18 protein-coding genes and 1 tRNA gene are annotated in these 23,208 nt (G+C 63.0%); 13 read left to right on the top strand and 6 right to left on the bottom strand.

Annotation, left to right across the window (positions count from 1 at the left end; genetic code table 11):
* Nucleotides 1-158: 158 nt before the first annotated feature.
* Nucleotides 159-1,289 carry a branched-chain amino acid ABC transporter substrate-binding protein gene (locus tag ACLV8F_RS06355; RefSeq protein ID WP_411883395.1) on the top strand — a complete coding sequence of 377 codons (1,131 nt, stop codon included), beginning with the start codon at nucleotides 159-161 and terminating at the stop codon, nucleotides 1,287-1,289.
* 173 nt (nucleotides 1,290-1,462) lie between these two features.
* Here ACLV8F_RS06355 and ACLV8F_RS06350 read toward each other — a convergent pair.
* The 4 genes from ACLV8F_RS06350 to ACLV8F_RS06335 form a co-directional block, all read right to left on the bottom strand.
* Nucleotides 1,463-1,552, bottom strand: a tRNA-Ser gene (locus ACLV8F_RS06350).
* 62 nt (nucleotides 1,553-1,614) lie between these two features.
* A complete protein-coding gene (locus ACLV8F_RS06345) occupies nucleotides 1,615-1,989 on the bottom strand; it encodes a DUF2237 family protein (RefSeq protein WP_411883394.1) in 375 nt (124 codons plus the stop codon).
* A gap of 36 nt (nucleotides 1,990-2,025) precedes the next feature.
* Entirely contained in the window at nucleotides 2,026-2,937 is a 912-nt protein-coding gene (locus ACLV8F_RS06340) for an SPFH domain-containing protein (protein ID WP_411883393.1), read from the bottom strand.
* A 67-nt stretch (nucleotides 2,938-3,004) separates the two neighbouring features.
* Nucleotides 3,005-3,433, bottom strand: a complete 429-nt coding sequence (locus ACLV8F_RS06335; RefSeq protein WP_411883392.1) for an NfeD family protein — start codon at nucleotides 3,431-3,433, stop codon at nucleotides 3,005-3,007.
* A gap of 201 nt (nucleotides 3,434-3,634) precedes the next feature.
* Between ACLV8F_RS06335 and ACLV8F_RS06330 the strand changes: the two genes are divergently transcribed.
* Nucleotides 3,635-5,923 (top strand): Orn/Lys/Arg decarboxylase N-terminal domain-containing protein, encoded by a 2,289-nt coding sequence (locus tag ACLV8F_RS06330; RefSeq protein WP_411883391.1) that lies wholly within the window; start codon nucleotides 3,635-3,637, stop codon nucleotides 5,921-5,923.
* Between the two features lie 18 nt (nucleotides 5,924-5,941).
* Here ACLV8F_RS06330 and ACLV8F_RS06325 read toward each other — a convergent pair whose 3' ends face one another.
* Complete coding sequence (locus tag ACLV8F_RS06325) at nucleotides 5,942-6,886, bottom strand: DNA ligase (protein WP_411883390.1); 945 nt, start codon at nucleotides 6,884-6,886, stop codon at nucleotides 5,942-5,944.
* A 167-nt stretch (nucleotides 6,887-7,053) separates the two neighbouring features.
* Between ACLV8F_RS06325 and ACLV8F_RS06320 the strand changes: the two genes are divergently transcribed.
* Nucleotides 7,054-7,794, top strand: a complete 741-nt coding sequence (locus ACLV8F_RS06320) for a GNAT family N-acetyltransferase (RefSeq protein ID WP_411883389.1) — start codon at nucleotides 7,054-7,056, stop codon at nucleotides 7,792-7,794.
* Between the two features lie 21 nt (nucleotides 7,795-7,815).
* Here the strand turns inward: ACLV8F_RS06320 and fabI are convergent, their stop codons facing one another.
* Nucleotides 7,816-8,637 (bottom strand): enoyl-ACP reductase FabI, encoded by an 822-nt coding sequence (gene fabI / locus ACLV8F_RS06315; RefSeq protein ID WP_411883388.1) that lies wholly within the window; start codon nucleotides 8,635-8,637, stop codon nucleotides 7,816-7,818.
* 95 nt (nucleotides 8,638-8,732) lie between these two features.
* On the opposite strand from fabI, the gene ACLV8F_RS06310 reads away from it, so the two are divergent.
* The 10 genes from ACLV8F_RS06310 (at nucleotide 8,733) to typA (ending at nucleotide 23,173) form a co-directional block, all read left to right on the top strand.
* Nucleotides 8,733-10,550: an extracellular solute-binding protein gene (locus ACLV8F_RS06310; RefSeq protein ID WP_411883387.1), complete on the top strand. Its 1,818-nt coding sequence runs from the start codon at nucleotides 8,733-8,735 to the stop codon at nucleotides 10,548-10,550.
* A gap of 4 nt (nucleotides 10,551-10,554) precedes the next feature.
* On the top strand, nucleotides 10,555-11,580 hold the full coding sequence (locus ACLV8F_RS06305) for an ABC transporter permease subunit (RefSeq protein ID WP_411883386.1): 1,026 nt from the start codon (nucleotides 10,555-10,557) through the stop codon (nucleotides 11,578-11,580).
* Complete coding sequence (locus tag ACLV8F_RS06300) at nucleotides 11,564-12,640, top strand: ABC transporter permease (RefSeq protein ID WP_411883385.1); 1,077 nt, start codon at nucleotides 11,564-11,566, stop codon at nucleotides 12,638-12,640. The genes ACLV8F_RS06305 and ACLV8F_RS06300 overlap by 17 nt, the downstream gene beginning before the upstream one ends.
* Complete coding sequence (locus tag ACLV8F_RS06295) at nucleotides 12,640-14,280, top strand: ABC transporter ATP-binding protein (protein WP_411883384.1); 1,641 nt, start codon at nucleotides 12,640-12,642, stop codon at nucleotides 14,278-14,280. The genes ACLV8F_RS06300 and ACLV8F_RS06295 overlap by 1 nt, the downstream gene beginning before the upstream one ends.
* Before the next feature lie 372 nt (nucleotides 14,281-14,652).
* Complete coding sequence (gene rimP, locus ACLV8F_RS06290) at nucleotides 14,653-15,240, top strand: ribosome maturation factor RimP (RefSeq protein WP_411883383.1); 588 nt, start codon at nucleotides 14,653-14,655, stop codon at nucleotides 15,238-15,240.
* 33 nt (nucleotides 15,241-15,273) lie between these two features.
* Nucleotides 15,274-16,800: a transcription termination factor NusA gene (nusA, locus tag ACLV8F_RS06285; protein ID WP_411883382.1), complete on the top strand. Its 1,527-nt coding sequence runs from the start codon at nucleotides 15,274-15,276 to the stop codon at nucleotides 16,798-16,800.
* Between the two features lie 27 nt (nucleotides 16,801-16,827).
* On the top strand, nucleotides 16,828-19,728 hold the full coding sequence (gene infB, locus ACLV8F_RS06280; protein ID WP_411883381.1) for a translation initiation factor IF-2: 2,901 nt from the start codon (nucleotides 16,828-16,830) through the stop codon (nucleotides 19,726-19,728).
* 66 nt (nucleotides 19,729-19,794) lie between these two features.
* Nucleotides 19,795-20,163: a 30S ribosome-binding factor RbfA gene (gene rbfA / locus ACLV8F_RS06275; protein WP_411883380.1), complete on the top strand. Its 369-nt coding sequence runs from the start codon at nucleotides 19,795-19,797 to the stop codon at nucleotides 20,161-20,163.
* A gap of 90 nt (nucleotides 20,164-20,253) precedes the next feature.
* Nucleotides 20,254-21,300, top strand: a complete 1,047-nt coding sequence (truB, locus tag ACLV8F_RS06270; RefSeq protein WP_411883379.1) for a tRNA pseudouridine(55) synthase TruB — start codon at nucleotides 20,254-20,256, stop codon at nucleotides 21,298-21,300.
* A gap of 49 nt (nucleotides 21,301-21,349) precedes the next feature.
* On the top strand, nucleotides 21,350-23,173 hold the full coding sequence (gene typA, locus ACLV8F_RS06265; RefSeq protein WP_411883378.1) for a translational GTPase TypA: 1,824 nt from the start codon (nucleotides 21,350-21,352) through the stop codon (nucleotides 23,171-23,173).
* Nucleotides 23,174-23,208 lie beyond the last annotated feature (35 nt).

The following is a 23,208-nucleotide window of genomic DNA, read 5'->3' as shown; positions in this document are numbered from 1 at the left end:
ACATAAGCCGTTCTGCTCCCCGGGTAAACCCCCTTATCGGAATTTAACCTAGGGACGTTGCTATGGTGCGGGCCCGGAAATTGCGTTATGTTCGGCCCCGTTGAGTAAAAAAATTCGTTCTCAACCTTTAACGGTAATTTCCTAATCGGAGTGTTTTTATGCAAATGAAATTAAAACTGACAGTAGTGGCTGCTCTCGCTGCGGTGGCGGGTTTTGCTTCTGCCCAAGACGCAGTCGTCAAAATCGGTCACGTCGCGCCGCTGTCCGGCTCGCAGGCCCATTACGGCAAAGACAATGAAAACGGCGTGCGCATGGCCATCGAAGACCTGAACGCGCAAAACGTGGTCATCGGCGGCAAGAAGGTCAAGTTTGAAATTGTTGCTGAAGATGACGCCGCTGATCCAAAACAGGGCACCGCAGCCGCACAAAAACTGTGCGACTCCAAAGTTGCCGGCGTGGTCGGTCACCTGAATTCGGGCACGACGATTCCTGCTTCCAAGGTTTACAACGATTGCGGCATTCCCCACGTCACGGGCGCTGCGACCAACCCCAACCTGACCAAGCCAGGCTACAAGACCACCTACCGCATCATCGCCAACGACAACGCCCTGGGCGCCGGCCTGGCTTTCTATGCAGCCGACACGCTGAAGCTGAAGAAAGTCGCCATCATTGACGACCGTACCGCTTACGGCCAAGGCGTGGCTGAAGTGTTCAAGAAAACGGCCGTGGCAAAAGGCATGACTGTTGTCGACGAGCAATTCACCACCGACAAAGCCACCGACTTCATGGCCATCCTGACCGCCATCAAGGCCAAAGCCCCTGACGCGATCTTCTTCGGCGGCATGGACCCACAAGGCGGCCCAATGCTGCGCCAGATGGAACAGCTCGGCATGAGCAACGTCAAGTACTTCGGCGGCGATGGCATCTGCACCGCAGAGCTGGCCAAGCTGACCGCAGGCGCCAAGACCATCGGCAACGTGGTTTGCGCTGAAGGCGGCGCATCGCTGGCAAAAATGCCAGGCGGCGAAGCCTGGAAAAAGCGTTACGACGCCAAGTACCCCAACCAGTTCCAGGTTTACAGCCCGTACACCTACGACGCCACCTTCGTTCTGGTCGACGCCATGAAGCGTGCCGGTTCGTGGGATCCAAAGGTCTACACCGCCAAGCTGCCTGAAACCAACTTCAAGGGCGTGACCACCACGATCGCTTTTGAAACCAACGGCGAGTTGAAGAACCCCGCCATCACCCTGTACGTCTACAAAGACGGCAAGAAGTCCGCTCTGAACTGATCGTTCACCGCGAACAAAAAAGCCACCGCAAGGTGGCTTTTTTTTGCCCGGCGCACGGAGCCCGGCGCAAAACGGAAAGTGGGCGGAAGTGGAACGGGCACAAAAAAGCCCAGACTGGCTGGGCTTTCAGGAGTTTTTGCCACCGTGTGGAAACTCACGGCAACTTGACTATTTGGCGGAAGAGGCGGGATTCGAACCCGCGGTAGGTTTAACCCTACGCACGCTTTCCAGGCGTGTGACTTAAACCGCTCATCCACCCTTCCGCGAAGCCTTTGATTATAGCAGCGCCCTGGCCCTGCGACGGCGGATCGTGGCAAAAAGGCTGCTAATGCATGGCGCCCAGGAAACGGTGCTTTTCCAGCTGGGCCAGCGTGACGAACTCCAGCGCCTTGCTATGGGTGGACTCGAGGATGACGGGCGGCGCGAAGCCGGCCTCCAGCGCTTCCCGCCAGCGGTTGGCGCACAGGCACCAGCGGTTGCCGGGTTTGAGTCCGGCGAAGCGGTGCTCGGGCCTGGGCGTGCTCAGGTCGTTGCCGTGCAGCGCGGAAAACGCCAGGAATTCATGGGTCACCCGCACGCAGACCAGGTGGGAGCCGAGGTCCGACTCGTCCGTGTTGCAGCAGCCGTCGCGGAAATAGCCCGTGAGCGGGTCGTAAGAGCAGGGCACGAGGTCCGTGCCCAGGACATTCTTGGCGGTCATGGCTTTTTTTTAACCTATACACCCCGTCAATGCGACTTAGACCTTGTTGGCTTGCACCATTTTCATGGCCGAACTGATGAGCGAGCCGACCTCCGTCATGTTGCTGGGCACGATCAGGGTGGTCTTGGAATCCTTGGCCACCTTGGAGTAGGCGTCCACAGCCTGTTCGGCGACCTTGAGCTGCACAGCCTGCTCGCCGCCGGGCTGGCGGATGGCCGCCGCGACCATTTCGATGGCTTTGGCATTGGCGTCGGCGACGGCCATGATGGCGGCCGCTTCGCCCTGGGCGTTGTTGATGGCGGCCAGCTTTTCGCCTTCTGAGCGGGCAATGAAGGCCTCGCGCTCACCGGTGGCGATATTGATCTGCTCCTGGCGGCGGCCTTCGGAGGCCGCGATCAGCGCGCGCTTTTCACGCTCGGCGGTGATCTGCGACTGCATGGCGTGCAGGATTTCCTTGGGAGGCGTCAAATCCTTGATCTCATAGCGCAAGACCTTCACGCCCCAGTTCAGTGCGGCCTCGTCAATGGCGGCCACGACTTGTGCATTGATGATGTCGCGCTCTTCAAAGGTCTTGTCCAGCTCCAGCTTGCCGATGACGGAGCGTAGCGAGGTCTGGGCCAGCTGCGTGACGGCCACGATGTAGTTGGACGAGCCGTAGCTGGCGCGCATCGGGTCGGTCACCTGGAAGTAGAGGATGCCGTCGACCTGCAGCTGCGTGTTGTCGCGTGTGATGCAAACCTGGCTGGGAACGTCCAGCGGGATTTCCTTCAAGCTGTGCTTGTAGGCGACGCGGTCCACAAAAGGCACGAGGAAATTCAGCCCCGGCGTGAGGCTGCCATGGTATTTGCCCAGCCGTTCGATCACCCAGGCGTTTTGCTGCGGCACGACCTTGATGCTGCGCACGATAAAGATGCCGGCCACGATCAGGATGACGATTGCGATTTCCATGGTTTCTCCATTCGGTTATGAATTATTGGGTGCCCCGGCGTAAAACCGGGGCGAAGGCCGGTATGGCCTAGAGTCTCTCAATGACCAGCCGGTTGCCCAGCATTTCCTTGATGCGAAAACTGCCGGGGCTGGCAACCTCGTCCGGGTCGGCCGCCACGGCGGTCCAGTTGGCGCCACGGAATTTCACGGTTGCGGTGCCGTCGGCGTTCCACTGCGCCACCTGCACAGGCTCGCCGATGTCCAGGTTGACGTCCCGGTTGGCGTTGGCGGGCAGGGGAGCCGGGCTTTTGCCGCGGTGCCAGTGCCAGACGGCGACGGCGCCGCCGCCTATGACCGCCGCCACCAGGATCTGGCCGACAAGCGGCAGCCCCAGGTGGGCCGCCACGGCGCCCGCCACCAGGCCCACCGCGAGCATCAGCAGGTAAAACGTGCCGGTCACCAGTTCCACACCGACGGCCGCGCCTGCCAGCAGCCACCAGATCGTCGATTCACTCATGCGTCCTCCTTTTGTCGGTCATCCGCTACATTTTGGGGCAATTAGACCCCATGACAAGCGTAGCGCAACAATATGTCCTTACACTTCGCTGCTTGGAAAAAGCTTCCTATCACCGCTCGGGCTCAACCTGTCTATGCCCTCTGAGCGTTTGCCATGCCCTCCGACAGGTTCAGGGCGCCCCCTCCAACTGCTGCCCACGCCATGAAATTCCGCTTTCCCATTGTCATCATTGACGAAGACTTCCGTTCCGAAAACACCTCCGGGCTGGGAATCCGCGCGCTGGCGCAAGCCATAGAGAGCGAAGGCTTCGAGGTGCTGGGCGTCACCAGCTACGGCGACCTCTCGCAGTTCGCCCAGCAGCAAAGCCGGGCCAGCGCCTTTATCCTGTCGATCGACGACGAAGAGTTCACCCCGGGCCCGGATCTGGACCCTGCCGTGCTGAACCTGCGCAACTTCATCGAAGAAGTGCGCCGCAAGAACCTGGACGTGCCGATTTACGTCTATGGCGAAACCAAGACCTCCCGCCACATCCCCAACGACATCCTGCGCGAACTGCACGGCTTCATCCACATGTTCGAGGACACGCCCGAGTTCGTGGCGCGCCACATCCTGCGTGAGGCCAAGAGCTACCTGGAAGGCGTGCAGCCGCCGTTCTTCAAGGCCTTGCTGGACTACGCCGAAGACGGCTCCTATTCCTGGCACTGCCCCGGCCATTCGGGCGGCGTCGCCTTCCTCAAGAGCCCGGTCGGCCAGATGTTCCACCAGTTTTTCGGCGAAAACATGCTGCGCGCCGACGTCTGCAACGCGGTGGAGGAACTCGGCCAGCTGCTGGACCACGACGGTGCGATCGGCGCCAGCGAGCGCAACGCGGCGCGTATCTTCAACGCCGACCACTGCTTCTTTGTGACCAACGGTACCTCCACCAGCAACAAGATGGTCTGGCACCACACGGTGGCGCCGGGCGACGTGGTGGTGGTCGACCGCAACTGCCACAAGTCCATCTTGCACGCCATCATCATGACGGGCGCGATCCCGGTGTTTTTGAAGCCCACGCGCAACCATTTCGGCATCATCGGCCCTATCCCGCAAAGCGAGTTCGAGCCCGAGGCCATCAAAGCCAAGATACGCGCCAACCCGCTGCTCAAGGGTGTCGATGCGGACAGCGTCAAGCCGCGCGTGCTGACGCTGACGCAGTCGACCTACGACGGCGTGCTCTACAACACCGAAACCATCAAGGGCATGCTCGACGGCTACGTCGACAACCTGCACTTTGACGAGGCCTGGCTGCCGCACGCGGCCTTTCACCCGTTCTACGGCAGCTACCACGCCATGGGCAAGAACCGTATCCGGCCGAAAAACGCCGTGGTGTATGCCACGCAGTCCATCCACAAGCTGCTCGCCGGCATCAGCCAGGCCAGCCACGTGCTGGTGCAGGACTCGCAGAACACCAAACTGGACAGGCACCTCTTCAACGAGGCTTACCTGATGCACACCTCCACGTCGCCGCAGTACAGCATCATCGCCAGCTGCGACGTAGCCGCGGCCATGATGGAGCCGCCCGGCGGCACGGCCTTGGTCGAGGAAAGCATTGCCGAAGCGCTGGATTTCCGCCGCGCCATGCGCAAGATCGACCAGGAATACGGCACCGACTGGTGGTTCAAGGTCTGGGGACCGGACAAGCTGGTCGAAGAGGGCATAGGCGAGTCGCAGGACTGGATCATCAAGGGCGAGTCGCGCAGCGCCAAGACGGCGAAAAACGGCGCCAACAACTGGCACGGCTTCGGCCAGATGGCCACCGGCTTCAACATGCTGGACCCGATCAAGTCCACCATCGTCACGCCCGGCCTCGACCTCAACGGCAAATTCGCGAAAACCGGCATCCCGGCCAGCATCGTGACCAAGTTCCTGGCCGAGCACGGCGTGATCGTCGAGAAAACCGGCCTCTACAGCTTCTTCATCATGTTCACCATCGGCATCACCAAGGGGCGCTGGAACACGCTGCTGACGGCGCTGCAGCAGTTCAAGGACGACTATGACAAGAACCAGCCGATGTGGCGCATCCTGCCCGAGTTCTGCCAGAAGTACCCCAAGTACGAGCGCATGGGCCTTGCCGACCTGTGCCAGCACATCCATGCCCTGTACGCCAAGTACGACATCGCGCGGCTGACCACCGAGGTCTACCTGAGCGACCTGGCGCCCGCCATGAAGCCCAGCGACGCCTATGCCCACATCGCCCACCGCACGACGGAACGCGTCGAGATCGACCACCTGGAAGGCCGCATCACCGTGGGCCTGGTCACGCCTTACCCGCCGGGCATCCCGCTGCTGATCCCGGGCGAGGTGTTCAACAAGCGCATCGTGGACTACCTGAAGTTCTCGCGCGAGTTCAACGCGCAGTGCCCGGGTTTTGAAACCGACATCCACGGCCTAGTGGAAGAGGTCGATGCCAAGGGCAAGACCCGCTACTACGCCGACTGCGTCAAGAAGTAGGTCCGGTTGGGGGGCGCCTTAAAGCGTGTCGTCCCGCACCCGCATGAAGGTGGCGAAGCGCGGGATGCCGCTGTCGTTCAGCCCGCGAAAGCGGTAAGTGACGGTGCTGCCCACGGGCGGCGGTTTCTGCCGCAGTTCGTCGCTGAGCCCGCTGCCCAGCTTGAAACGCTGGCTGCCCTTGCCGGCCGTGCCCGGAATTTCCACCAGCAGCGCCCCCACCATGCCCGCGTACTTGCCCTGGCCGGGAATGTGCGCCACCACGCGGGCTTCGCTGTCTTCATGCGGTTTGGCCTTGAGCAGGTCGTCGCTGCGCTGGCCTTTGTAGAGTGAGGCCCCGCGGTGCAGCATCAGGCCTTCGCCGCCTTGTTTGACGGTGTTGGCCATCAAGGCCTGCAAGGCGGCATGGCTGGCCACTTTGGACTGCGCCACCGCCTGCACCCAGGGCTGGTCGATACGGCTTACCAGCCCGTTGAGCGCTGGAATCCGCTCGCTGAACGCGCCGCCCTGCGCCGGCAAGTCAAACACCATGAAGCGCATGGCACGCCATGCCGATGGATCCGGGCTTTGCTGGCGCACGGTGGACACCGCCCGCGCAAACTGGCCGTGGCCCGCCCACAGCTCGCCATCCATCGGCACCTTGGGCCAGCCCGCCGTGAACCAGGCCGGCGCGGCAATGCGTTCCCCGTTGCGGGTCAGCAGCTTTTCACCATCCCAGTAGCCGCGCACGCCGTCGTATTTTTCGCTGACCCAGTAGTCGGGCACGGCGATGCCGGGGTGGTAGACCTTGGCGAGCATCAATTGCGGTGCTGGCGGGGCGGCCGACACCGCCAGCGCCGATGAAGGCAGGGCGGGCGTCAGCAGGCCGGCGAACACCAGCAGCAGATGAAGCGTCTTCAGGCGGAAGAACGACGCGGGAGCCGAGGCGCCGGAAGGCGGAGTGTGTTGGATGTGCCGTGTTGTCATAGCTAGTTTTGATTTAACTGTATGAATGTACAGCTTAAAGTCTAAAGTCCTCCGGCGTGTCGCGCAAGGGCTGGAGAGTCGTCCTGGAGAATATTGAATAATCCGCAACACCCCATATCCGCGTGCAAGCCATGTGCCATGGCTTCCCTATCTTGACGAATGCCTCCATGACCTCCAGCGACATCGAATCCGTAGAGCGGGCCACCCTGGCCGCAGTGTCCCCCGAAGCCGTTGAAGAATTCCAGGGCTGGCTTTTGCCTTTTGACGGCGGCACCGTCAGCCGCGCCCACAGCGCCGTTCCCTTGCGCCACACCCCATTTGATGCCGGCATGATCGACCAGATCGAGGCGCGTTACCGGGCGCGCGGCCTGCGCTCCGTATTCCGGCTGGCCAATGAGGCCTGCTTTGAGGGCTTGCGCCAGGAACTGGCGCGGCGCGGTTACCAGGCAGGCAAACCGGTGTTGGTCCAGGTGGCGACTGTCCAGGCCATGCGCGAGGCCTCGGCTGCTACGCCCGCCGAAACCGCAGATTCACCCGATGGGGCGTGGGCGGCCTTGTTTCTGGCTGAGGGCTTCGACCCCGTGGACGGCGCCAGCCGGGTCAAGGCCTTGAGCCGCGCCCAGGGATCGGTTTATGCCAGCGTGCGCGAAAACGGCAAAACTGTGGCCGCAGGCGCGGGTGCCTTCAGCCATGGCTGGGCCAGCGTGCACGGCATGCGCACCGACCAGGCCTTCAGGGGCAGGGGATTGGCCGGTCGTGTGCTGGCGGGCATCGCCGAGGTCGCGCTGCGGCGTGGCATCGACCGGGTGTTTTTGCAGGTCGAAGACGCCAACGATTCGGCGCTGGCGTTGTACCGCCGGGCCGGTTTTGAGACAGCCTGGAGTTACGACTACTGGCGGCAGCCTTAAGCGCTTTAAGCGCTCAAGTGTTTAAGCGGCCGGGGCCCCGGCTTCGGCCGGTTCCGCGATGCCGCCCACGACGTGGCTGAAGCCGCCGTCGACATAGGTGATCTCGGCGCTTACGCCGCCGGCCAGGTCGCTCAGCAGGAAGGCGGCGACGTTGCCGACGTCTTCAATCGTCACGTTGCGGCGTATCGGCGAGGCCTCGGCGACCACGCTCAAGATCTTGCCGAAGCCCTTGATGCCGCTGGCGGCCAGCGTCTTGATGGGGCCGGCGCTGATGCCGTTGACGCGCATGCCTTTGGGGCCCAGCGACTCTGCCAGATACCGCACCGAGGCTTCCAGGCTGGCTTTGGCCAGGCCCATGGTGTTGTAGTTGGGCACCGTGCGGACCGCGCCCAGGTAGGTCAACGTCAGCAGGGCGGACTTTTTGTTCAGGTAGGGCAGGGCGGCCTTGGCCATTGCCGGGAAGCTGTAGGCGCTGATGTCATGGGCGATCTTGAAGCCTTCGCGCGACAGGCCGTCGAGGAAGTCGCCGGCGATCGCCTCGCGCGGCGCGTAGCCGATGCTGTGCACAAAGCCGTCAAAGGTCGGCCAGGTCTTGGACAGGTCGGTGAACATTTTTTCGATCTGGGCGTCGTCGCCCACGTCGCAGTCAAAAATCAGTTTCGAGTCGAAGTCGGCGGCGAATTCCGTGATGCGCTCCTTGAAACGCTCGCCCACGTAACCAAAGGCCAGCTCGGCGCCCTGCGCATGGCAGGCCTTGGCGATGCCATAGGCGATGGAACGGTTGGACAGCACGCCTGTGATCAACAGTTTTTTGCCAGTGAGGAATCCGGTGTGTGTCGCCATGCAGGTGCTCCAGTGAATGTGCCGAGGGTTGCCGGCAATGGCGCGGCATCTGCGCGCCGGAAAGTTTGCCGACTCAAGTAGTGCAGAATTGTCGCATGCGAAGTTTGCTGGTCTGGGCCCTGTTGAGCGTTTCATTGCCGTCGTGGGCTGCGCACGGCTATGCGCTGTGGGGCGACCTCAAGTACCCGGCAGGTTTTGCCCATTTCGATTACGTCAATGCCGCGGCGCCCAAGGGTGGCGAACTGCGCCTGGTCAGCAACCTGCGTTATTCGACCTTCGACAAATACAACCCGTTCACGATCAAAGGCTCGGCGCCGGCTTATCTTTCGACTCTGATGTTCGATTCGCTGCTGGCCGGCTCCATGGACGAAACCGCCGCAGGTTATGGTCTGCTGGCTGAGGACGTGGAGGTGGCGCCCGATCGGCTGAGCGTGGTTTTCCGGCTGCGTCCCCAGGCGAAGTTCCATAACGGGGCGCCGGTGGAGGCCGCGGACGTCAAGCACAGCTACGACACGTTGATAGGCCCTTACACCTCGCCCGGTTACAAGACCGCGCTGGAGGACGTGGCCGGCTGCGACGTGATCGACGCGCACACCGTGCGCTACCGGTTCAAGAAGCCCAACCGCGAACTGCCCCTGACCGTGGGCGGCTTGCCTGTGTTCAGCCGTGCCTGGGGTATGGTGGACGGCAAGCCCAAGCGCTTCGACGACGTCGTGATGGACGTGCCCATCGGCAGCGGCCCGTACAAGATAGGCCCGGTGCGTTTCGGCAAGGACATCACCTATGTGCGGGATCCCAACTACTGGGCCCGCGATCTGAACGTGCGGCGCGGCGGCTACAACTTCGATCGCATCACCGTGAAGATCTACAAGGACAACACGGCGCGGCTGGAGGCCCTGAAGGCCGCCGAGTTCGACATGATGAGTTTTTATTCGGCCGGCGATTGGGCACGCCGTGTGACGGGCAAGCGCTTCGATTCGGGCGAACTGGTCAAGCAGGATTTCCCGCACCGCCAGCCGGCCGGTTTTCAGAGCTACGTGCTCAACAGCCGCAAGCCCATGCTGTCCGACCCGCGTGTGCGTGAGGCTTTGGACCTGGCGCTGGACTATGAGTGGATGAACCGGCAGATGTTCTACAACGGCTATCCGCGCGTGCAGGACCTTTTCGGCAATACGGACTGCGCCGCCACCGGTCTGCCGTCACCGGAGGAACTGGCCTTGCTGGGGCCCTTGCGCGCCAAAGTGCCTGCTGCGGTCTTCGGGCCCATGTACGAGCCGCCCCGTACGACGGGCGAAGGCCAGTCGCTGCGCAACAACCTGCGCAAGGCACAGGCACTGCTCAAGGACGCCGGCTGGACCTTCCGCGACGGTGCGCTGCGCAACGCCAAGGGCGAGGCCATGGTGCTCGACTACCTGGACAGCCGCGACACGGGGGTGCGCACGGTCGCGCCCTGGATGCGCAACCTGGAAAAGCTGGGCATTACGCTGCGTTTCTCGCCGGTGGACTTCGCGCTCTACCAGCAGCGGCTGGACAAATTCGAGTTCGACATCACGACCATCAACTTCCCGGGCACGCACGACCCGGGCCAGCAGCTCAGCGATATCTTCGGCAGCAAGGCGGCCGACACCGAAAGCTCGGGCAATTACTTTGGCGTCAAGAGCCCGGCTGTGGACGCGCTGGTCAGCGCGGCGGTCAGCGCCAGGACCAAGGCCGAACTGATTCCGGCCTGCCGGGCGCTGGACCGCGTGATCATGCACAGCCACTACCTGATCCCCCAGTGGACGCTGACGTCGCACCGCGTCGCCTACAACGCCTGGCGGCTGGGCTTCAAACCGCCGATGCCGCCTTATGCCGGGGCGGAAGATTGGGTCATGATGGCTTGGTGGGTCAAACCCGTGCCCCAAGGAAAGTAGCCAGATGTTCGCCTATATCGTCAAACGCCTGTTGCTGATGGTCCCCACTTTGCTGGGCGTGCTGCTGATAACCTTTGCCGTGATCCAGTTCGTGCCCGGTGGACCGGTGGAGCAGTACCTGTCGGACGCCAAAGGCGGTTTCGGCGGCGTGGAGTCGGGCGGCTCCAGCTACCGTGGCAATCAGGGCGTGGATCCCAAACGGCTGGAGGCGATCAAGGCCTTGTACGGTTTCGACAAGCCGGTCCATGAGCGGCTGGTGCAGATGCTGGGCCAGTTCGCGCGCTTCGATCTGGGCAAGAGCTTTTTCCAGAACAAGGATGTGTGGACGCTGATCCTGGAGAAGTTGCCGGTGTCCATCAGCCTGGGACTGTGGACCTTTTTCATCAGTTACGGCGTGGCCGTGCCCTTGGGCGTGGCCAAGGCGGTGAGGGCGGGGAGCAAGTTCGACCTCATCACCACCTTGCTGATCCTGGTGGGCTATGCCATCCCGGGCTTTGTGCTGGGCGTTGTGTTGCTGGTGGTCTTCGGCGGCCAGCTGCAGTGGTTTCCGCTGCGCGGGCTGACGTCGCCCAACTGGGACGAGCTTAGCTGGGGCGCGAGGATCGTGGACTACATCTGGCACATCACACTACCGGTGACGGCCATGGTGTTTGGCAGTTTTGCGGTCACGGCCATGCTGACCAAGAACTCGTTCCTCGAAGAGATTCGCAAGCAGTATGTGCTGACCGCGCGCGCCAAGGGACTGGCCGAAAACCGCGTGCTCTGGAAGCATGTGTTCCGCAATGCGCTGATTCCCATCATCACCGGGTTTCCGGGCGCGTTCATCGGGGCGTTCTTCACGGGGTCGCTGCTGATCGAGACACTGTTTTCGCTGGACGGCCTGGGACTGCTCAGCTACGAGAGCGTGATCCGGCGCGACTATCCCGTGGTGCTTGGAACGCTCTATCTGTTCACATTGATAGGGCTTGCCACCAAGCTGATCAGCGACCTCTCTTACGTACTGGTGGATCCACGTGTCAAATTCGACTAGTAATGGCGCCTCTGCGCCTGCGGCCGACGCCGTAGCGCTCCACGTCAGCCCGGCCCGCCGGGCCTGGCGGCGTTTTCGCCGCAACCCGCTGGGGTTCTGGAGCCTGGTGCTTTTCTGTGCGATGGTGGTAGTCAGCCTGTTCGCCGAAGTCGTCTCCAGCGACCGGCCGCTGGTCGTGCGCTACGAGGGCACTGTTTATTTCCCCATCGTCAAGGATTACTCGGAGCAGACTTTCGGCGGCGACTTCCCCACGCCCGCCGACTACCTGGATCCCTTTATCCGCGACCGCATCACCACCGGCGGCAACTGGGCGATCTATGCGCTCAACCCTTACGGTCCCAAAACACTGAACTACTTCGCCAAGTCCCCAAGCCCGGCCGCGCCCACCCGCGACAACTGGTTCGGCACCGACGACCGGGGGCGTGACCTGCTGGCCCAGCTGATCTACGGATTCCGCGTCAGTGTCCTCTTCGGCCTGGCGCTGACCGTCATCGGCACGGCGCTGGGCATCGTGGCGGGGGCGGTGCAGGGCTATTTCGCGGGCAAGACCGACCTGGTGATGCAGCGCCTGATCGAGATCTGGAGCGCGATGCCCGCACTCTATTTGCTCATCATCTTCAGCGCCATCTTCGCGCCCAGCATTGCGCTGCTGCTGATTTTGCTGTCGGTGTTCGGCTGGATGGACCTGGCTGACTACGTGCGCGCCGAGTTCCTGCGCAACCGTCAGATGGACTACGTGCGGGCGGCCAGGGCCTTGGGCGTCAGCAATTTGCAGATCATGTGGCGGCACATCCTGCCCAACAGCATGACGCCGGTCGTGACCTTTTTGCCGTTCCGCATGAGCGGCTCTATCCTGGCGCTGACCTCGCTGGACTTCCTGGGCCTGGGTGTGCCTCCGGGCACGCCTTCGCTGGGCGAGTTGCTCAGCCAGGGGAAAAACAACATCGACGCCTGGTGGATTTCGCTGGCTACCTTCCTGGTACTGGTCATGACGCTGTTACTGCTGACCTTTATGGGCGACGCCTTGCGCGACGCCATGGATCCCAGGAAGGCGGACTAATGGCAACCCCGCTGCTCGACGTCCAGAACCTGCAAATCTCGTTTGCGGGCAAATCGGTGGTCCACGGGATCGATTTTTCCATTGAACCCGGCGAAAAGCTGGCGCTGGTGGGCGAGTCCGGCTCGGGCAAGACAGTGACGGCCCTTAGCCTGCTGCGGCTGGCGCAAAACGCCACGGTAGGCGGAAAAGCCGTCTTTACCGGTGTGGACGCGGCCGAGCGCACGGCCAGCGGTGCGCCGCCCAAGGCCCCCGTGGATTTGTTGTCGCTGCCCGAACGGTCCCTGCGCGGGATTCGCGGCCGCGACATCGCCATGATCTTCCAGGAGCCGATGACGGCGCTCAACCCGCTTTACAGCGTGGGCGACCAGATTGCCGAGGTGCTGGAACTCCACAAAAGCCTGAGCCGCGCCGAGGCAGTGCAGGGCGCCATCCAGTTGCTGGCCGACACCGGCATCCCCGAGCCCGAGCGCCGTGCCAAGGCCTTCCCCCACGAGCTTTCCGGCGGGCAGCGCCAACGCGCCATGATCGCCATGGCGCTGGCCTGCCAGCCCCGGCTGCTGCTGGCCGACGAGCCGACCACGGCGCTGGACGTCACCCTGCGGGGCCAGATCCTGGACCTGCTCGGCGAGTTGCAACAGCGCAACGGCATGGCCGTGCTGCTGATCACCCACGACCTTAACCTGGTGCGCAAGTTCGCCGACCGGGTGGCGGTGATGGAAAACGGCCGCATCGTGGAGCAGGGCGCCGTGGCCGAAGTTTTTGCCCGGCCCCAGCATCCCTACACGCGCAAGCTGATCGACAGCAAGCCGCAGCGCGACGGGCTGGCGATGGCCGAAGCCGCGGCGGACGCGGCAGTCACGATGAAAGCGGACGGGCTGCGCGTGGCCTATCCCGTGCCCATCCCCGGCATACGTGGTTGGTTCCGGCACGCCGAATTTGTGGCGGTGAAAGACGCGAGTTTCCAGATTCCCGCCGGCCGGACGCTGGGCGTGATCGGCGAATCCGGCTCGGGCAAGTCCACCCTGGCGCTGGCCAGCCTGGGCTTGCTGCCTTTTTCGGGGCAATTGCAGGCCGCCGGCCAGGCCTGGAGCAAAGAGGCGGCCCGCAACAAGGCGATTCGCCGCGCCGTCCAGGTGGTGTTCCAGGACCCGTTTTCCTCGCTGTCGCCGCGCATGACCGTCGAAGCCATTGTGGAGGAGGGCTTGCGCGTGCACGAGCCGGCCCTGGCCGCCGCCGGGCGGCGGGAGCGCGCCCTTCAGGCGCTGGCCGACGTCGGCATGACCGAGGCCCAGTTTCCGGGCCTGCTGCAGCGCTACCCGCATGAGTTCTCGGGCGGCCAGCGCCAGCGCCTGGCAATTGCCCGCGCGCTCATCGTCAACCCCAGCCTGCTGGTGCTGGACGAGCCGACCAGTGCGCTGGACGTGACCATCCAGAAGCAGGTGCTGAGTTTGCTGCAAAGATTGCAGCGCGAGCGCGGCCTCAGCTACTTGTTGATCACGCACGACGTGGACGTGATCCGCGCCATGGCGCATGAAGTCATGGTGATGAAAGACGGTGACGTACTGGAGTCTGGATCGCTCAGCGAGGTGCTGGATTCGCCGCGCCATCCCTACACAAAAATTTTGGTGACAGCGGCTTGATTGCTTGGAAGGTAGTTGATAAATTACTTTAAATAAATAAAAAATGACTATGAATTTAAAGAAAAATTTCCAATTACCTGGATGTGCACATTGAAAATCAGGGTGCCGCGCCCATCTTTGTTCTCTACCTGTCAATCCATACGCAAGCTGCTTGTCCAGGCAGCGGCGACGTGATGCAGAAGAGGCTATAGCGGCGGCCATCAACGGGTTTCCAGCATCGGCTGTCGTTTCAGGCACGGAAATTGTTTGCATCGAGGGGCGCAGCACGTTACAATAAGAGCTTCACGACCAAATGGGCGGGTTTTCACCGCCCATTTTTTTTGGGCGTTTGTTTTTGAACTATTGACTTAAAACCGGGTTTTAAAAGACTGAATGGCATTGCAAGAGACGATTGAGCAAACTGTGACGGGACTGGGCTACGAGCTGGTCGAGATCGAGCGCACCGGCGGCGGTTTGCTGCGTGTCACGATCGACATGCCTTACGTCCAGGGCGCCGAGCAGTTCATCAATGCCGAAGACTGCGAAAAAGTCACCCGCCAGCTGCAGTTCGTGCTGGAAGTCGAAGGCGCCGAGTACGCCCGGCTGGAGGTTTCATCCCCCGGCATCGACAGGCCCCTGCGCAGCGAAAAGGATTTTGAGCGTTTTGCCGGCGAACTCGTCGACATCACGCTGAAGGCGCCGATCGGCGTGACGGCCAGCGCCGGCTCCACGGTGGCGGCCAGCCGCAAGAAGTTCCGCGGCACGCTGGAGCGCGCCGAGGCCGGCTGGCAGATCGTCTGGAGCGACGAGCCCGCCGTCAAACCCGGCCAGAAGGTCAGCAAGAAGAAGATACCCGCACCGCTGCAGGCGCTGGGTTTCACGCTCGACGAGATTCACCAGGCGCGTCTGGCGCCCGTGGTGGACTTCAAGGGGCGTAAACCCAAGGCAGCCCCCGGTGCCGGTCCCTCCACAGAGAATTAAATTTCAAGAAATGAAGAAAGGCAGGCTTGTGAAATGAATCGCGAACTGTTGATGTTGGTTGATGCCATCTCGCGTGAAAAAAATGTGGAACGCGACGTCGTTTTCGGCGCCGTCGAGCTCGCGCTCGCCTCGGCCACCAAAAAGGTGTACGAAGGCGAAGTGGACATCCGCGTGGCCGTCGACCGTGACAGCGGCAATTACGAAACCTTCCGCCGCTGGCTGGTGGTGCCCGACGAAGCCGGCCTGCAAAATCCTGAAGCCGAAGAGCTGGTCAGCGACGCCCGCGACGAAATCTCCGACATCGAAGAAGGCGACTACATCGAAAAGCCGGTGGAAAGCCTGCCTATCGGCCGCATCGGCGCGCAAGCGGCCAAGCAGGTCATCCTGCAGAAAATCCGCGACGCCGAGCGTGAAATGCTGCTCAACGACTTCATGTCGCGCGGCGACAAGATTTTCGTCGGCACCGTCAAGCGCATGGACAAGGGCGACATCATTGTCGAATCCGGCCGCGTCGAAGGGCGCCTGCGCCGCAGCGACATGATCCCCAAGGAAAACCTGCGCTCCGGCGACCGCGTCCGCGCCATGATCATGGAAGTCGACACCACCCTGCGCGGCGCGCCCATCATCCTTTCACGCACCGCGCCTGAATACATGATCGAGCTGTTCCGCCAGGAAGTGCCTGAAATCGAGCAAGGCCTGCTGGAGATCAAATCCTGCGCCCGTGACCCCGGTTCGCGCGCCAAGATCGCCGTGCTGTCGCACGACAAGCGCGTCGACCCGATCGGCACCTGCGTCGGCGTGCGCGGCACCCGCGTCAACGGCGTGACCAACGAGCTTGCCGGCGAACGCGTCGACATCGTGCTCTGGAGCGAAGACCCGGCCCAGTTCGTCATCGGCGCGCTGGCCCCGGCCAACGTGTCCTCCATCGTGGTCGACGAAGAGCGCCACGCCATGGACGTCGTCGTCGACGAAGAAAACCTGGCGATTTCGATCGGCCGCGGCGGCCAGAACGTGCGCCTTGCCGCCGAGCTGACCGGCTGGAAGATCAACATCATGACGGCCGACGAGTCCGCCCAGAAGCAGGCCAGCGAAACCGACACCAGCCGCAAGCTGTTCATGGAAAAGCTCGACGTGGACGAGGAAATCGCCGACATCCTGATCTCCGAAGGCTTCACCAGCCTGGAAGAAGTGGCCTATGTGCCGCTGCAGGAAATGCTCGAGATCGAATCCTTCGACGAAGACACCGTCAATGAGCTGCGCACGCGCGCCAAAGACGCACTCCTGACGATGGAAATAGCCAAAGAAGAAAATGCCGAAGGCGTTTCGCAGAACCTGCGCGACGTCGAAGGCCTCACGCCAGAGCTGATCGCCAAACTGACCGAAGCGGGCATTACCACCCGCGACGACCTGGCCGACCTGGCTGTGGACGAACTCACCGATATCACCGGCCAGTCTGCGGACGAAGCCAAAGCCCTGATCATGACCGCTCGCGCGCATTGGTTTACCGATGAGCCCGCTGCCGCTGACACCCCTGCACCCGCAGCGGCCCAAGAGCAATGATCATGGAGGCCAGCAGGAAAACAACATATGTCCAGTACCACTACCGTCGCTGAATTCGCAGCTGAACTCAATAAATCCCCCGCCACGCTGATCGAGCAATTGACCAGCGCGGGCGTCGCCAAGGCGCAAGCCAGCGACCCCCTGTCCGAGGCGGACAAGCAAAAGCTCCTGGGCTATTTGCAGGCCAGCCATGGCACCGTCACGGCCGAGCGCAAGAAAATCACGCTGGTGAAGAAATCCACCAGCGAAATCAAGCAGGCCGACGCCACCGGCAAGGCACGCACCATCCAGGTGGAAGTCCGTAAAAAACGCACCTTCGTCAAACGCGACGACGGTTCGGACCAGCCTGCCGAAGAAGTCCAGCCTGAAGTGGCCGCGCCGCCGCCGGCGCCCGTCGTCGACGACGCCGAGCTGATCCGCCGCGAGGAAGAAGCCAGCCGCCACGCCGAACTGCTGCGCCGCCAGGAGCAGGAGCTCGCCGAAAAACGCCGCCTGCGCGAAGAGCAGGATGCGAAGGACGCCGCCCGTGAACAGGAACGCCTGGCCGCCGAGCAGGCCGCCCAGGCGGAAGCCGCCGCCGCCGAAGCCCTGAAGAAGGCCAAGCCGGCCACCGGCAAGGTCAAGGAAGTCGCCGCGCCTACGGCCGCCGCCACCAAGGCCGCCGAAACGGCCGCCGCCGAACAGGTCACCAAGGCCGCTGATGCCGCCGCCGCGGCCGCCGCCGCCAAAGCCAAGGCCACCGCTGAATTCCAGGCCGACGCCGCCAAGGCGCAGGAACTGCAGGAACGCCGCCGCAAGGCTGAGGCCGAAGCCGCAGGCATTCGCGCCATGATGTCCGCGCCCAAGCGCGTGCTGGTGCCGCACGTCGACCCCAAAGCCGCCATCAAGGGCACGCTGCACAAACCGGCTGCCGTGCCGGGCGCGGCCGCCAAGCCGGGTGCTCCCGCAGCCGCGGGCGCGCCGGGCGCCGCCGGCAAGAAGGAAGTCAAGTCGGAGAACCTGTCTTCGACCTGGAAGGACGACGCCGCCAAGAAGAAGGGCATCCCGAGCCGTGGCGCGCCTGTCGTGCCCGGACGCGGCAACTTCCGCAGCGGCCCGCGCGGCCGCCGCGGCAACGACCGCGAGGCACGCCCGGAGTCCAACTTCGTGGCGCCGACCGAGTTCAAGGTCATTGAAGTGCACGTGCCCGAAACCATCACCGTGGCGGAACTGGCGCACAAGATGAGCGTCAAGTCTTCCGAGGTGATCAAGCACCTGATGAAGCTCGGCCAGATGGTCACCATCAACCAGCCGCTGGACCAGGACACCGCCATGATCGTGGTGGAAGAAATGGGCCACAAGGCAGTCACGGCGTCGTTGGACGATCCGGAAGCCTTTGCCGACGAAGACGTGCAGGGCCAGCAGGCCGAGTTGCTGCCGCGCGCGCCTGTCGTGACCGTCATGGGCCACGTCGACCACGGCAAGACCTCGCTGCTCGATTACATCCGCCGCGCCAAGGTTGCCTCCGGTGAAGCCGGCGGCATTACCCAGCACATCGGCGCCTACCACGTGGAAACCCCGCGCGGCATGGTGTCCTTCCTGGATACCCCGGGCCACGAGGCGTTCACCGCCATGCGTGCCCGCGGCGCCCAGGCCACCGACATCGTGATCCTGGTGGTGGCCGCCGACGACGGCGTGATGCCGCAGACCAAGGAAGCCATCAAGCATGCCAAGGCAGCCGGCGTTCCCATCGTCGTGGCGATCAACAAGATCGACAAGCCGGGCATCAACCTGGAACGCGTCAAGGGCGAACTGGTCACTGAAGAAGTGATTCCCGAAGAGTTCGGCGGCGACGTTCCGTTCGTCGGCGTCTCGGCCCATACCGGCGCCGGTGTCGATGCCTTGCTCGAACAGGTGCTGCTGCAGGCTGAAGTGCTTGAACTCAAGGCGCCCGTGGATGCATTGGCCAAGGGCCTGGTGATCGAAGCCCGCCTCGACAAGGGCCGCGGCCCGGTCGCGACCGTGCTGATCCAGGCCGGCACGCTCAAGGCCGGAGACGTGGTGCTGGCCGGTTCCACCTACGGCCGCGTGCGCGCCATGCTGGACGAAAACGGCAAGCCGATCAAAACGGCCGGTCCGTCGATCCCGGTGGAAATCCAGGGCCTGACGGAAGTGCCGCAGGCCGGTGATGAATTCATGGTCATGCTCGACGAGCGCCGTGCCCGTGAAATCTCCACCTACCGTGCCGGCAAGTTCCGCAACACCAAGCTGGCCAAGCAACAGGCCGCCAAGCTGGAGAACATGTTCTCCGACATCGGCGCCGGCGAAGTCAAGATGCTGCCCATCATCATCAAGGCCGACGTGCAGGGTTCGCAGGAAGCGCTGGCCCAGTCGTTGCTCAAGCTCTCGACCGACGAGGTCAAGGTCCAACTGGTGTACTCCGGTGTCGGCGGCATCTCCGAGTCCGACGTCAACCTGGCCATCGCCTCCAAGGCCGTGGTGATCGGGTTCAACACCCGCGCCGACGCCCAGGCCCGCAAGCAGGCCGAAAACAACGGCGTGGACATTCGTTACTACAACATCATTTATGACGCTGTGGACGAACTGCGCGCCGCGATGTCGGGCATGCTGACGCCGGACAAGAAGGAAGAAGTCATCGGCAATGCCGAGATTCGCCAGGTGTTCAAGGTCAGCAAGATCGGCTCGATCGCCGGCTGTATGGTCACCGCCGGTGTGGTTCGCCGCACGGCGCGCCTGCGCCTGTTGCGCGAAAACGTGGTCATCTTCACGGGTGAACTCGACTCGCTCAAGCGTTTCAAGGACGATGCCAAGGAAGTCAAGGAAGGCTTCGAGTGCGGCTTGAACATCAAGAACTACAACGACATCCAGGTTGGCGACATCCTGGAGTTCTTTGAAATCAGGGAAGTGGCCAGAACGCTGGAAGCCTGAACAACGTGAACCCGCCCGCAGCCCAGGCTGCGGGCCTTCACGCCAACGGCCTCAACACTTTTTGACATGCGCAAAAAATCCACCACCCCCAACCGCGGTTTTCGCGTTGCCGACCAGATCCAGCGCGATCTGACGGAGCTGATCGCGCGCGAGCTGAAAGACCCGCGGGTCGGGATGGTGACCATCCAGGCCGTCGAGGTGACGGCCGACTACGCGCATGCCAAGGTGTTTTTCAGCGTGCTGATCGGCGACCCGAACGAGTGCGAAGAAGCGCTCAACCAGGCCGCCGGTTTCCTGCGCAACGGCCTGTTCAAGCGGCTGATGACGCACACGGTGCCGACCCTGCATTTCCATTTCGACCGCACGACGGAACGCGCGGCCGACATGAACGCCTTGATTGCCAAGGCGGTCTCCTCCCGCGCGCAAGACGACTGAGTTCGCGCCGTTCCCCTTGATGACAGGTTCAGGGACAACGGCGCCAACAAAGCGCCCGGTTTGTCCCGTGCGCCGAACCTGTCGGAATTTATGACGCAAACCTCTTCTCATCGCCAGAAAATCCAGCGACGTCCCGTGCACGGCGTGCTGCTGCTCGACAAGCCGCTGGGTCTGTCGAGCAACCAGGCCTTGCAGAAGGCCAAATGGCTGCTGCGCGCCGACAAGGCCGGCCACACCGGCACGCTGGACCCGCTGGCCACCGGCGTGCTGCCGCTGTGCTTTGGCGCGGCCACCAAGTTCAGCCAGATCCAGCTCGATGCCGACAAGACCTACGAAGCTGTCCTGCTGCTGGGCCAGAAAACCAGCACGGCGGACGCCGAAGGCGACGTGATTGAAACCCGGCCCGTGCCCGAGATTACGCCGGCCCTGCTGCAGGATTTGACGGCGCGTTTTACCGGCCCGCTGGCGCAGGTCCCGCCCATGTACTCGGCGCTCAAGAAGGACGGCAAGGCGCTGTATGAATACGCCCGCCAGGGCCAGGAAGTGGAGCGCGAAGCCCGCCACATCACCATCTTCCAGCTTGACATGGCCGTGGTCCATGACGAGCGCGCGCCGGCCGCCATCAAGATCACCGTGAGCTGCAGCAAAGGCACCTACATCCGTACCCTGGGCGAAGACATCGGCGAGGCCATAGGTTGCGGCGCCCACCTGGGTTCGCTCAGGCGGCTGGAAACCGGCGGTTTTACCGCGCAACAATGCGTGAGCCTGCCGGCCCTGGAAGCCATGACCGAGCCCGAGCGCGAAGCTTGCCTGCTGCCGGCCCAGGCCCTGGTGTCGGCGTACCCGTCTGTCACATTGGACGCCGACAATGCAGGGCGGTTTTTAAGCGGCCTGCGCCGCCGCGGCCAGCCCGGCCAGTGGGGCGCCGATGCGCCGCTGGTGCAGGTTTACGGCCCTGCGGCGGATGCGGGGCAGGGCGGCGAGGCGCCGGCCTTCCTGGGCTCGGCCCACATCACGGCCGACGAATTGATTCCGCAGCGCCTGTTGAGCCCGATCGAGATCCAGGACATCCTGGCTGCCGCACAGAGTTCCGGCGATGCCGCGCCCGCGGGTGCGGCGGCCCTTGTTCACCATTAGCCGTTTTTTTTGCCAGTTTTGACGTTTTAAAGTTCCCAGAAAGCCAACCATGAGCCACAAACAGATCCGCAATATCGCCATCATCGCCCACGTTGACCATGGCAAAACCACCATGGTCGACCAGCTGCTGCGCCAGTCCGGCACCTTCGCCGAGCACGAAAAAGTGGTCGACACCGTGATGGACAACAACGCCATCGAAAAAGAACGCGGCATTACCATCCTGGCCAAGAACTGCGCCGTGACCTGGGAAGGCACGCACATCAACATCGTCGACACCCCGGGCCACGCCGACTTCGGCGGCGAAGTGGAACGCGCGCTGTCCATGGTCGACGGCGTGGTGCTGCTGATCGACGCGCAGGAAGGCCCCATGCCCCAGACGCGTTTCGTGACCAAGAAGGCGTTGGCCCTGGGCCTCAAGCCCATCGTGGTGGTCAACAAGGTCGACAAGCCGGGCGCCAACCCCGACAAGGTCGTCAACGCCGCTTTCGACCTGTTCGACAAACTGGGCGCGACCGACGAGCAGCTCGACTTCCCCGTGGTCTATGCCTCCGGCATCAACGGCTGGTCTTCGCTGGAAGAAGGCCCACCCAATGAACAGTGGGGCCCCGACATGTCGGCCCTGTTCAACACCATCCTCAAGCACGTGCCTGCGCAAAAGGGCGATCCTGCAGCTCCGTTGCAACTGCAGATTTCCGCACTCGACTTCTCGACCTTCGTCGGCCGCATCGGCGTGGGCCGCATCAGCCAGGGCACGATCAAGCCCATGATGGACGTCGTGGTCATGGAAGGCCCGGACGGCAAGGCCGTCAAAGGCCGTATCAACCAGGTGCTGACCTTCCAGGGCCTGGAGCGCGTGCAGGCCACCGAAGCCGGCCCCGGCGAAATCGTGCTGATCAACGGCCTGACCGACATCGGCATCGGCGTGACCATCACCGACCCGGCCAACCCGGCGCCGCTGCCCATGCTCAAGGTCGACGAGCCGACGCTGACCATGAATTTCTGCGTCAACACCAGCCCATTGGCCGGACGTGAAGGCAAGTTCGTCACCAGCCGCCAGATCTGGGACCGCCTGCAAAAGGAGCTGCAACACAACGTGGCCCTGCGCGTCAAGGAAACCGACGAAGAAGGTATCTTCGAAGTTATGGGCCGCGGCGAGTTGCACCTGACCATCCTGCTGGAAAACATGCGCCGTGAAGGCTATGAAATGGCCGTGTCCAAGCCGCGCGTGGTGTTCAAGGACGTCGACGGCGTGCGCCACGAGCCTATCGAGCTGGTCACCGCCGACATTGAAGACCAGCACCAGGGCGGCGTGATGCAGGCACTGGGCGAGCGCAAAGGTGAACTGGTGAACATGGAGCCGGACGGCCGCGGCCGTGTGCGCCTCGAGTACCGCATCCCTGCGCGCGGCCTGATCGGCTTCACCAATGAATTCCTGAATTTGACGCGCGGCTCCGGCCTGATTTCCAATATCTTTGACGGCTATGAGCCGCACAAGGGTGACATCGGCGGCCGCAAGAACGGCGTGCTGATCTCCATGGACGACGGTGAAATCTTCACCTACGCCCTGGGCAAGCTGGACGACCGCGGCCGCATGTTCGTGCGCGCCAACGACCCGGTGTACGAAGGCATGATCGTCGGCATCCACAGCCGCGACAACGACCTGGTGGTCAACGCCACGCGCACCAAGCAGCTGACCAACTTCCGCGTCAGCGGCAAGGAAGACGCGATCAAGATCACGCCCCCAATCGAATGCACGCTGGAATACGGCGTGGAATTCATCGAGGACGACGAACTGGTCGAGATCACGCCCAAGTCCATCCGCCTGCGCAAGCGCCACCTCAAGGAAAGCGACCGCAAGCGCGCAGGCCGCTAAGCCCTCGGCCGCCGAGGCGGCCAGAGGCCAAGCGC

It is taken from the genome of Polaromonas sp. YR568 (assembly GCF_943369675.1).
Lineage (GTDB): Bacteria > Pseudomonadota > Gammaproteobacteria > Burkholderiales > Burkholderiaceae_C > Polaromonas.
The sequence above is the reverse complement of the archived record's forward strand: the minus strand, read 5'-3'. Positions and strand labels throughout refer to the sequence as shown.

Coding starts and splice junctions, on each gene's coding strand:
- ACLV8F_RS06355 (WP_411883395.1), top strand. CDS start 159: ATGCAAATGAAATTAAAACTGACAGTAGTGGCTGCTCTCGCTGCGGTG.
- ACLV8F_RS06345 (WP_411883394.1), bottom strand. CDS start 1,989: ATGACCGCCAAGAATGTCCTGGGCACGGACCTCGTGCCCTGCTCTTAC.
- ACLV8F_RS06310 (WP_411883387.1), top strand. CDS start 8,733: ATGCGAAGTTTGCTGGTCTGGGCCCTGTTGAGCGTTTCATTGCCGTCG.
- typA (WP_411883378.1), top strand. CDS start 21,350: ATGAGCCACAAACAGATCCGCAATATCGCCATCATCGCCCACGTTGAC.
- ACLV8F_RS06305 (WP_411883386.1), top strand. CDS start 10,555: ATGTTCGCCTATATCGTCAAACGCCTGTTGCTGATGGTCCCCACTTTG.
- ACLV8F_RS06330 (WP_411883391.1), top strand. CDS start 3,635: ATGAAATTCCGCTTTCCCATTGTCATCATTGACGAAGACTTCCGTTCC.
- infB (WP_411883381.1), top strand. CDS start 16,828: ATGTCCAGTACCACTACCGTCGCTGAATTCGCAGCTGAACTCAATAAA.
- rimP (WP_411883383.1), top strand. CDS start 14,653: ATGGCATTGCAAGAGACGATTGAGCAAACTGTGACGGGACTGGGCTAC.
- fabI (WP_411883388.1), bottom strand. CDS start 8,637: ATGGCGACACACACCGGATTCCTCACTGGCAAAAAACTGTTGATCACA.
- nusA (WP_411883382.1), top strand. CDS start 15,274: ATGAATCGCGAACTGTTGATGTTGGTTGATGCCATCTCGCGTGAAAAA.
- ACLV8F_RS06325 (WP_411883390.1), bottom strand. CDS start 6,886: ATGACAACACGGCACATCCAACACACTCCGCCTTCCGGCGCCTCGGCT.
- ACLV8F_RS06295 (WP_411883384.1), top strand. CDS start 12,640: ATGGCAACCCCGCTGCTCGACGTCCAGAACCTGCAAATCTCGTTTGCG.
- rbfA (WP_411883380.1), top strand. CDS start 19,795: ATGCGCAAAAAATCCACCACCCCCAACCGCGGTTTTCGCGTTGCCGAC.
- ACLV8F_RS06335 (WP_411883392.1), bottom strand. CDS start 3,433: ATGAGTGAATCGACGATCTGGTGGCTGCTGGCAGGCGCGGCCGTCGGT.
- ACLV8F_RS06320 (WP_411883389.1), top strand. CDS start 7,054: ATGACCTCCAGCGACATCGAATCCGTAGAGCGGGCCACCCTGGCCGCA.
- truB (WP_411883379.1), top strand. CDS start 20,254: ATGACGCAAACCTCTTCTCATCGCCAGAAAATCCAGCGACGTCCCGTG.
- ACLV8F_RS06340 (WP_411883393.1), bottom strand. CDS start 2,937: ATGGAAATCGCAATCGTCATCCTGATCGTGGCCGGCATCTTTATCGTG.